Here is a 9129-nt window from a genome sequence, read left to right on the forward strand (position 1 = left end):
GCCCCACTCAGCCAACCTGCACAACCCCACGCCAGACACACCCACCCCACAAACCCACTGCCCAACGACACCGACCGACACACTCAGCCATACCGGGCACGCTCAGAGCCCATGAGTGCGCCAAGGGGACTTAAACCTGATCATGTATCAGCTCGCTCCAACAGAACAGAGTTACCAACCCTCAATCGCGCGTGCTATATAAGTGAGCCTCGGAAGGCGCCGTTCGGACACATCGAGGGTGCACCCCCCTTTAACAGACACCAGCACCTCTCTGACCTGCAGAAACACACGCAATGTATTCACCCAGAATGAATACATCGCAGCCGAGGAAGGCCAGATGCATACACACAGACGAATAGAACAACCCCATCAAACACTTCACCAGCAATCTGCACGTAACTCCACAGAACATCGCTCGCCTGGCATGTTATACAACCCTGTACGCGCAGGCAGGGCGTCGTACCGCTCCGTCGACGACGGCCGTTCCGGAAGGCGAAGAAGACCGCGTGAACCCCACGGGCATATCCTCGATCCGAGGCGGCGCACCAAACGGAATCGAGGCCCCGTGACAAGCTCCTACATCCCCGGTCCACCGACGGACGAGCCAGTCACTATCTCCCGTCACGTCCTGCAGCTCCTCGCCCTGGTCGACATCTCCCCTACCGGCCGACGCGTCCTCGACATGTTCCTCGCCCTCCAGGACCCCGACACCGGCACCGCCCACATCAGCCAGGACGAAATGTGCGCCGCACTCGGCGCCGCCAAACCAGCCGTCAACCGCGGCTTCCGCGAGCTCCGCCAATGCGGACTCGCCTGGCTCCACAAACGCGGCGAACACCAACTCCACCCCCTCATCACCGGCGGCCGCCTCGCCACCACAGCCACTCCCATCCCCGACATCAAGGCCGGCGACCCCCAACGCCTCACCGAACAACGCCGCCAACGCTTCGCCGCGCAAACCGCCAACCTCCCCCACACCGCCTGAACCAGAAACCCAGCCCCTACGCAGACTCCAGCAGACCTATCTGACGGCGAAGGAAAAGGGTCAGACGCTGTAGACGATTCGCCGCCGGTTCACCCCCGAACCGACGGCGGATCTACACAACAAACCATCCTCGTGAGCTACAGGGCGAACTCGTCCAGGAGTTCGGATGGCTTGCTTTACGTAAAATGGCAGGAGGTCTCGGGAACGGAGGTTGGCCGCGTGTATAGTTGCGAGCCGTTGTTGATCATTCGAGTGAACGGGGCGGCCCGAAAACAGCCAAAGCGGTTGATTTCGGGCTCGCATTCGAATTTAAGGGGTTTGCGCTATGCGCGCTCATATTCGCACCTTCCTTCCTGTCGCGGCGGCGATAATCGCCGGAAGCGCGCTACTCACCGCGTGCAACGATGACTCGGGCAGTTCGTCCGACAAGACCGCCTCGCCGTCGCAGACAACGTCGGCCCCCGCTCCGAGTGACACCAGCGCCGCGGGTACCCCCAGCGCATCGGCGTCGTCCGCCGGCGCAGACAGCGGGTCGTCCGGCAGCCCGGTGACAGTGAACAAGTCGTTCACCGACGACGTGATGGGCGAAAAAGCGACCGTCCTCAAGTACGTGAGCGGGTACCAGCCTTCGGCCGCCTCGAAGAGCAAGTACTCCGCGCTGGCGGATGAGGAGGTCGTCCTCGTCGAACTGAAGGTGACGGCGAGCAGCAAGTACTACGACACCTTCGGCGCCGACTCGTTCTATCTCACGGGCATGCCCAACGGGATCGACCAGGCGAGCACCACGATCCTCGACGACGAGCTCAAGACTGCCGGATACCCGCCGCTGCCCGACGCCGAAACGGGCAAGACCACGACCGGCTGGGTCGCGTTCACCCCGGGCAAGGACACGAAGAAGCTTGTGCTTCGGTACAAGCGCCTCGCCGCGAAGACGTCCGGCGGCGCCTCCATCCCCGCAAAGAACTTCGACATTCCTCTGAACTGACGCGCAGTATCCCCGACGGCCCGCCGACCTGACCGGCGGGCCGTCTGACATGCTCGGGAAAGGCTCACTGGTCAGGGTGCGGTGTGCCGGTTCGGCGCCAGTGGCGTGACATAGCTGACCTCTCCGTTTGTGCTGCGCAGTGATACCGGGCGTGGCGGGAGGCGCTCTACCGGCGGACTGCCGAGATCAGTCCGCCGGGCCGCTCCTCGCGCTGCGGCGGGGTGCTGATCGGGCGGCCGTAGGCGGCAGCGCGCTCGCGCAGGGTGTGGCTTTCGGCCTCCCAGCCGTGCCCGGCCAGCCAGCCCACCGGGTCGTCGGGCATCTCCGAGACCCACATGGACGCCGCCGATCCCGGCTCGGCGTCCGCGCCGAAGCGCTCGATCACGCCGCGTGAGCCCAACGTCAGCCCCATCCGACTGCCTGCCGCCGACTGCGCGCTGATCCGGGCCAGCAGCAGCTCCACCGCCTCCTCGGGCAGATAGATCAGCAGTCCTTCGGCGATCCACACGGTCGGCACCGCCGGGTCGTGCCCTGCGGCGACCAGCGCGCCTGGCCAGTCCTCACGCAGATCCACCGCGACGGTGATCCGCTCGCAGCGTGCGACGGCCCGCTCCTGGCGCAGCACCGAAGCCTTGAAGTCCAATGGCGCGGCGGTGTCGACCTCGAACAGCCGGGTGCCCTCGGGCCAGTCCATCCGGAAGGCCCGGCTGTCCATGCCGGCGCCGAGCAGCACGACCTGCCGGACCCCGGACGCGGAGGCCTGCTGCAACAGGTCGTCGAGGAACTTCGTCCTGATGACGATGGAGAACGACACGGCCAGCCGGCGGCGTCGCGCGGCCTCGTCATCGGGCAGCGGCGGCGAGGAGGGCCACAGGCCGCCGGCGGTGGCGAAGGCCTGAGCCAGCGGATCGCGGAACAGCGCGTCCTCCCGCTCGGTCTCCAGCGCCCGCACCCTGGCCACCCCCACCGACGTGGCCCACACTCCCGACGGCTGCACCCGCTCCTGCTCATCAGTCACCGCGCCAGCCTAGATGACCGATTCCAGGAGGACCTGATGAGTGGAGCCAGTGAACGCCTTGTCCCGGGCTATGACGCCGGGGACATACACCACATCAGGGCGTGGGTGTACAGAACCACCCGTCAGCAATGGGTCAGCGGCGCATCAGGCCGCTCTGGCACCGTAGTACTCGTGAACGGCGGGGCGGGAGACCGCAGAGGCCCGACACGAGGAGAGGTGCCCGGAGCGGCTCATCGGGGACCAGGGCAACAGCCCAGAGTCGGACCCCAGCGGTCCACGCAGGTTCGAATCCTGCCCTCTCCGCCTGATCCGGCCGTGCCCGGGCTGTACATCCTTCGAGAAATCCGGCACTAGCGAACGTCGGTGGCCGTGCGGCGATAAGAGGAGCGCCGGTCATCGATCTTGGGCCAGTATTCGCTGTAGATGTTGGTGAGCACGGACGGCTCCCGTACGAAGTCGTGCGGGAAGCCGAGCGATACGGCGCTCACCTCGTCGAGACGGGCGACCGCGTCGGCGTCAAGGCGGACGTCGAGGCAGCCGAGGTTGTCGGCGAGCTGACTCTCCTTGGTGGCCGCGACGATCGGAACGACGTTGCCGGGGCGGCCGAGCAGCCAGGCCAGGGCCACCTGGGCCGCGCTCCAGCCGCCCTGCTCGGCGATCTCCAGGACGGCGGTGATGACCTCTTCCTCCTGCGGATTCGGCTTGTCGCCCCAGGCATCGAGGCGGCCCGTCTCACCCCGGCGGTACTTGCCGGTGAGTTTCCCGGCCGCCAGCGGCGCCCAGGCGAGGACGGCCAGGTCGAACGCACGGGCCTGCGGCAGAAGGTCGCGTTCGGGTGTGCGCTCCAGCAGGTTGTAGCGCAGTTGCGATCCCGCGAATGCTGTCCAACCCCGCAGCTCCGCAAGGGTGTTGGCCTGCGCGATCTCCCAGGCTGGCCAGTCGGACACGCCTACGTACAACACCTTTCCGCTACGTACGAGATCGTCGAGGGCGCGCATCACCTCGTCGACCGGGGTGAAGTTGTCACGGGCGTGCACCCACAGGATGTCGAGCCGGTCGGTACGCAGCCGCTTCAGGCTGGCTTCGACCGACTGCACGAGGTTCTTGCGGTGGTTGCCCGCCGCGTTGACATCACCTCCGGGGAACCCGCAGGTGTACTTGCTGGCCAGTACGAACTCCTCGCGGCGCCCTTCGAGGAGTTCGCCGAGGATGCGCTCCGCACTGCCGTGGGTGTAGATGTTCGCCGTGTCGATGAAGTTGCCGCCGGCGTCCGCGTAGGCATCGAGGATCCGGGCGCTGGTCTCCTTGTCGGCACCCCAGCCCATGTCATCGCCGATGGTCATGGCCCCGAGGCTGAGCTCGCTGACGCGCAGACCGGTCTTGCCGAACAGTGTGTAACGCACGGTGGTTCCCCTTCAAACAGGTCGTAGCCGTGACGGTAGGTGCTGGAGCGCACACGAAGGCAAGGGCGTCGTGGGGGTGGGGAGTTGGCGGCGCGGCCGCCGCACCACGTGCCCGTGTCAGGCCGCGGCCTCTTGGTGGGCGTGGTGGGTCCGGGCGGTGGCCAGGTCTGCCGCCCGCCGGACCGAATCGGCGGAGGCGGCCAGCAGCGGCAGCCGGACGGCCGGGCTGGGGATGCGGCCTTGGGCGTGTAGCACACCCTTGATGACGGTCGGGTTCGGCTCAGTGAAGAGGGCGGCGGACAGGCGGGCCAGCTCGGCTCCCAGCCTGCGGGCCGGTTCGGCGGCGTCGCGCTGCCACAGCGAGACCAGGTCGGTGTAGTCAGCGGTGCGGACATTGGCCGACGCCAGGATGCCGCCGCGGGCGCCCGCTGCGAGCAGCGGCGAGATGACGGCGTCATCGCCGCCGAGCACCGCGAAGCCCGGTGTCTGCGAGCCGAGCAGTTCCATCGCGGCCGCGTCGATCGCGCCGGTCGCGTATTTGACGCCGACGACCTCCGGTAGGTGCCCGAGCGTGTTCAGCGTGCTGGTACTGAGGCGCTGACTGGTGCGGTACGGGATGTCGTAGACGACCAGCGGCAGGCCGCCGTGTTCGGCGAGTGCCGTGAAGTGTGCCAGCGTTCCCGCCTCACCGGGCCGGGTGTAGGGCGGCGCGGGAACCAGCGCCGCGGCGACGTCACCGCTCTGGGCGAGCTCCCGCAGCGTCGTGATGGCGGCGGCGGTGTCGTTCGTGCCGACACCGACGATCAGCGGAGCTCCGTGTGCCTGGCAGGCGGCCGCGCAGATGCGGACCACGGCCTGCTTCTCCTCGGCGGTCAAGGTGGCCGCCTCCGCGGTGGTGCCCAGGGCGACGAGTCCGCGCGCTCCGCCGACCGACAGCGCCTCATCGGCGAGCCGGGCGAGCGCGTCCGGGGCAAGGCGCAGGTCGTCGGTGAACGGGGTCACCAAGGGGACAAACAGGCCGGTGAGGTTTGCTTCGGGCTTCATACGCCCAGCCTGACCGACATAAACCCAGTAGATCCAGTTCATATTTCTACGCTGATGCGTAAGATCACCTTATGCTTGATGTCCGACGTCTCCACCTGCTGCGCGAACTGGACCGACGCGGCACCATCGCGGCCGTGGCCGAGGCACTGACCTTCACCGCCTCGGCCGTCTCCCAGCAGCTGGGCGTGCTTGAACGCGAGGCGGGCGTGCCCTTGCTGGAACGAAGTGGCAGACGGGTGGTGCTCACGCCCGCAGGTCGTACCCTCGTCAGCCACGCCGACGCGGTCCTAGAACGTCTCGAACTGGCGGTCTCCGAGCTGGCTGGGGCGCGCGAGGGCATCGGCGGGCCGCTGCGGATCGGGACGTTTCCCTCTGGCGGCCCCGCGATCGTGCCCGCCACGCTGGCCGAACTGGCCCGGCGGCATCCCGCGCTGGAACCGATGGTGCAGGAGATCGACTCGGCGCGGGTCTCCGACGGCCTGCGCGCCGGCGAACTCGACGTGGCTCTCGTCCACGACTACGACTTCGTGCCCGCGTCACCGGACACCACGGTCGACCAGGTGCCCCTGCTGGAGGAGCCGATGTACCTGGCCACGGGCGGCCCCACCGACAGCGCCCTCGCCACCGATCCTGCCGCCCGCGGCGACACTCTGGCGGAGCTGCTGGGACCGTGGGCCGCGTCCCCGTGGATCACGGCCCGGGACGGTACGACCGGTCACGCGATGGCCGTACGCGCCTGTCAGGCGGCTGGTTTCCAGCCGCGCATCCGCCACCAGGTCAACGACTTCCGCACGGTCCTGGCACTGGCCGCCGTCGGACAAGGTGCCGGATTTGTACCGGAGATGGCCACCGCACACGCCCCCGACGGCGTGGTCCTTACCCGGCTGCCCCTCTTCCGTCGCTCGAAGGTCGCCTGCCGCGCGGGCGGCGGGACGCACCCGGCGATCGCAGCATTCGTGTCGGCGGCGCGAACAGCGGTGGGCACCGTCCGCGCCTCCTAGGGCGTGTCCCATGAGTCCCTGACGTCTGGCGGTGGATCCGTTGGTGAGAACGAGGAGGGAGAACAAACTCAGCGCCCGGTACATGGGTTCCGAGGGCCAGCCCCGTCCCCGTCGTGGGGGGCCGGAACCTGACGGGCTGGCCCTGCCGGTCGATGAACTCGATGACGGGTGTCGCATGGTGGTCTCTGCGATGTGTGTCGCCGCCTTGACTCCCGACCTGCGCGTGACGGGATGGATACCGTGGATGGTGTGCTGACCGATGGCAGGGACGCGGCCGGCGGCTCGACGAAATCGCGCTCTCACAGGTAGGTCGGCGTGGGAATTCCCGGGAATCTGCGGCAAGCGGTCGACCGCGCTGTCAGCCGCAGTCTTGTGAGCGAACTTGAGGCTCGAGGACTGCTGGCTCAGCCATGCCGCACTCGGCACAGCCACGATCGACACCGCCCGGTCAGGTGAGTCGTTGCTCCGTCGCGCCGTCGAACTCTGCTATATGGACGAGCGGGAGGGGGTCAGAAAGGTCGAGTTCGATGACGACCAAGCTTCTCTGCGCATTGGCCTGGGGCTCGCGTACGGCTCGGTTACGGCGCACGTGCTTGCGCCGCAGGTGATCAGGCCCCAGTGCCATTCCTCGTGCGAGCCCGCCAGTCTGCGGCTTCGGGCGGGCGGCAGCCAGTTGGGGTCCCTCCCGGCGAGGAGCCTCGACGTCGGCGATGCTCAGCTCCGGCGTCGCGACGAGAGGCGTCACCGACTCGGTGTCCGCCATGCGCCGACGGACGTCCAGGAGGACCGCGCGGGCGCGGTTGCGGCGGTAGTCGGGGAAAAGGCTCAGTGCGGTGCGGTGCTGCATGGCGGCCACGGCCCGTGACATACGGGCACGGCTGAAGAGGTCGAACTGGGTGTCCCGGATGGTCGTGTTCAAGCGCGCGCCCAGTTCCTCGGTGCTGGAGCGGAAGTCGGCCTCCGTCGGATAGCGGAGCGCGCTTGCGGCGACACCCGGCCATTGCCGCTGCTCGCACGGATCCTGGCTCGTGTGTTCCCTCAGCCGTCCGGTGGAGGGCACGATGAACACCACCACTCGTTCGCGCACCGGGGCGTCCAGTCTGCGCTTGGTGATGGACTCCAGTACGGGCATGAAGGGGGCGTTGTCCAGGATGCCGCCGTCCATGACACAGCTCGTCCGGTCGTTGTGGATCAGTTTCGGCAAGACCCGGTTGGCCATCAGCGGCTGTTCGCTCACGGGTGGGAAGGCGCCGGGGAAGCTGGCGGTGGCGCGGGCGGCGTCCACCAGAACCGCGGTGTGGGCAGAACTGAAGTCGTTCACCTGCCGAGGCCGCGCGAAGTCCCAGCCCTCGCGCGTCTGCCGGTACTCGACGATCCGATCGCGGTGAAAGCGGTAGAGCCGGCGGTGGTCACGCACGTCGAAACGGTTGTCGAAGCCGTCGGTGAACGACCGGGGGAGTCCGTCGAGCGCGGTGGCGGTGACGTAGAGGGTGACGGGCTGCGGCGGCCGCGCCAGGCTGCTGTCGGCACCGATCGCCTGCAGCGCCGTGTGGATCTTGTTGGTGAACGCGTCTCCGCTGAGGAGGCTGGTGGGCGACTTGGGCTCCTGCAGCTCGCTCAGCGAGGCAGACCTGTCCCACAGAGCTCGTAGGTCGGGCAGCTGCGCCTGACGGCCCAGAGCGGTGGCGAGAACCATGCCGTTGATTCCGCCGGCGGAGGTGCCGCGATGATGTCGACGACCACCCGGGTGTCCACCGTGGCGGCCAGCTCTTTCCAGACTCCGAAGACGGCGGCGTCCCGGTCGTCGGCGAAAGGGGTCTCCGGCGCATCAGCGAAGGCCCGGCAGAGCAGATCCAACTCGTGGGTGACTCCGCCCATCCACACCGCGAGGCTCACACCACCATTCATCACCAGTGCGAGGCGGGTCTCCGAGCGACTCAGAGGGCGTGCCGCAGTCGGCGGGAAAAAGTTCGCCATGGGGCGAAAATAGGTCGGGGTACGTGAGCGTGCATCTGAGTGCAGCCCTCGTTGCACCGTCCGGCCCAGTGCCTGAGACAGCCGGTCTCGGTGCGGGCCGGGCATCCCCCGGAGCCGGACTCGTGGACACCTGCCTGGAGACCGAGCGCCTGGCCCTGCGCTACCTGACCGGCGGCAGTCCGACCGCGCCGGAGCTCGTCCGCGAGCGCCATCTGCCGAACATCCTCGCCGGCTACGAGAAGTGGGGCGGCGACCTCGGACTGTTCGCCGCGCACGAGAAGGACGGCGGTGCGTTCATCGGCTGGTTCATCCTGCGTCCCGAGCCGGAGGGACCACTGGACGAGGTCGAACTCGGCTACCGGCTGCGGCAGGCGGCCTGGGGCAGGGGTTACGCCACCGAGGGTTCGCGGGCCTTGCTGGGCAAGGCGTTCGCGGAGCTCGGTGTGCGCATGGTCTGGGCTGAGACGATGTCCGTGAACCACGGTTCACGCAACATCATGGAGAAGCTCGAGATGACGCTCGCGGACACCATCCCCACTCCCCCCGACATGGAGATGGTCGAGGGCTCCGAGCACGGAGGCGTACGGTACGAGATCACCAGGGAGCAGTGGGAACAGCGGTAGCGGACCATCCGTCAGCCGCACGTCAGCGGTCCATCAGGCCGCTCTGGCACCGTAGTACTCGTGAAGGGCAGCGCGGGAGACCGCAGAAGCCCG

At 67.9% G+C, this 9129-nt stretch carries 8 protein-coding genes and 1 tRNA gene; 5 read left to right on the top strand and 4 right to left on the bottom strand.

What is annotated here, in order from left to right:
* Positions 1-565: 565 nt before the first annotated feature.
* Complete coding sequence (locus IE277_RS45780; protein ID WP_189959957.1) at positions 566-985, top strand: helix-turn-helix domain-containing protein; 420 nt, start codon at positions 566-568, stop codon at positions 983-985.
* A gap of 325 nt (positions 986-1310) precedes the next feature.
* Entirely contained in the window at positions 1311-1970 is a 660-nt protein-coding gene (locus IE277_RS45785; RefSeq protein WP_189959959.1) for a hypothetical protein, read from the top strand.
* Positions 1971-2136: 166 nt separating this feature from the next.
* Here IE277_RS45785 and IE277_RS45790 read toward each other — a convergent pair whose 3' ends face one another.
* Positions 2137-2952, bottom strand: a complete 816-nt coding sequence (locus tag IE277_RS45790) for a class I SAM-dependent methyltransferase (RefSeq protein ID WP_189959968.1) — start codon at positions 2950-2952, stop codon at positions 2137-2139.
* Between the two features lie 246 nt (positions 2953-3198).
* On the opposite strand from IE277_RS45790, the gene IE277_RS45795 reads away from it, so the two are divergent.
* A tRNA-Cys gene (locus IE277_RS45795) sits at positions 3199-3291 on the top strand.
* Between the two features lie 47 nt (positions 3292-3338).
* Here IE277_RS45795 and IE277_RS45800 read toward each other — a convergent pair.
* Positions 3339-4391 (bottom strand): aldo/keto reductase, encoded by a 1053-nt coding sequence (locus IE277_RS45800; protein WP_189959961.1) that lies wholly within the window; start codon positions 4389-4391, stop codon positions 3339-3341.
* 117 nt (positions 4392-4508) lie between these two features.
* On the bottom strand, positions 4509-5435 hold the full coding sequence (locus IE277_RS45805) for a dihydrodipicolinate synthase family protein (protein WP_229882571.1): 927 nt from the start codon (positions 5433-5435) through the stop codon (positions 4509-4511).
* 71 nt (positions 5436-5506) lie between these two features.
* Here IE277_RS45805 and IE277_RS45810 point away from each other — a divergent pair, with 71 nt between their 5' ends.
* Positions 5507-6436: a LysR family transcriptional regulator gene (locus IE277_RS45810; protein WP_189959965.1), complete on the top strand. Its 930-nt coding sequence runs from the start codon at positions 5507-5509 to the stop codon at positions 6434-6436.
* 448 nt (positions 6437-6884) lie between these two features.
* On the opposite strand, the gene IE277_RS45815 is transcribed toward IE277_RS45810, so the two are convergent.
* Entirely contained in the window at positions 6885-8213 is a 1329-nt protein-coding gene (locus IE277_RS45815; protein WP_268252746.1) for a patatin-like phospholipase family protein, read from the bottom strand.
* A gap of 268 nt (positions 8214-8481) precedes the next feature.
* Here IE277_RS45815 and IE277_RS45820 point away from each other — a divergent pair, with 268 nt between their 5' ends.
* A complete protein-coding gene (locus IE277_RS45820; protein WP_229882572.1) occupies positions 8482-9036 on the top strand; it encodes a GNAT family N-acetyltransferase in 555 nt (184 codons plus the stop codon).
* Positions 9037-9129: the final 93 nt, after the last annotated feature.

This window comes from Streptomyces alanosinicus (genome assembly GCF_014650595.1).
In the GTDB taxonomy this organism is placed as follows: domain Bacteria; phylum Actinomycetota; class Actinomycetes; order Streptomycetales; family Streptomycetaceae; genus Streptomyces; species Streptomyces alanosinicus.